The sequence below is a fragment of the Dyella sp. 01L423 genome (assembly GCF_056399945.1).
In genome coordinates this window covers 1-566 of sequence record NZ_JBFTSI010000033.1, presented here as the reverse complement: position 1 = coordinate 566, position 566 = coordinate 1, and the positions used below count along the sequence as shown (strand labels likewise).

The 566-nt window shown below is 71.0% G+C and carries 2 protein-coding genes; one reads left to right on the top strand and one right to left on the bottom strand.

The window, feature by feature from the left end; all coding sequences use genetic code 11:
• The coding region (locus tag AC1DMY_RS20920) for a hypothetical protein (RefSeq protein ID WP_477166762.1) at window positions 1–353 on the top strand (353 nt) is incomplete at its 5' end.
• Window positions 354–371: 18 nt separating this feature from the next.
• Here the strand turns inward: AC1DMY_RS20920 and ubiT are convergent.
• On the bottom strand, window positions 372–566 hold a 195-nt coding region (ubiT, locus tag AC1DMY_RS20915), incomplete at its 5' end, for a ubiquinone anaerobic biosynthesis accessory factor UbiT (protein WP_477166761.1).

Below are 566 nucleotides of genomic sequence, written 5' to 3'. Positions count from 1 at the left end.
AGGCCGGCGTGATCCGCCGCTTCGGCGCCATTCTCCAGCCGGGCCAACTCGGCTTCGTGCATAACGCGATGTGCGTATGGAATGCGCCCGACGCACGTGTGGATGTGCTGGGCAAGCGGCTGGCCCGCCTGCCCGCGGTGGCACTCTGCTACCGGCGCGCGCGCCGAGGTGCGGCATGGCCCTTCAACCTGTTCGCGGTGGTGCGGGCGCGCAGCGCGGCAGACCTCCAGGCGACGCTCGATGGCTTCACGGCGATGCCCGCGCTCGCCAACCTCCCCGGTGCCGTGCTCCGCGCCCGTTGCTGCTTCAAGCCACGCGGCGTGCGCTACGGCGATCTGGCGCCCGAGGCCTGACGGGCCAGCCCGTCGCTCTCACGCGGCACGGACTTCGGGAAACAGCACCGCTAGCCGCGCCACCCAGGGCTCGACCCAGGCCGGACGCGGCGTGGCGTCGAGCCAGTACTTGACCTCCAACCCCAGCGCGGTGTCCCCGCAAATCGAGAGCCGGCGCTGGAAGAACAGCGTGTCGGTATCGGCATGGCCGGCGAGCAGTTGCAGGTAATCGGC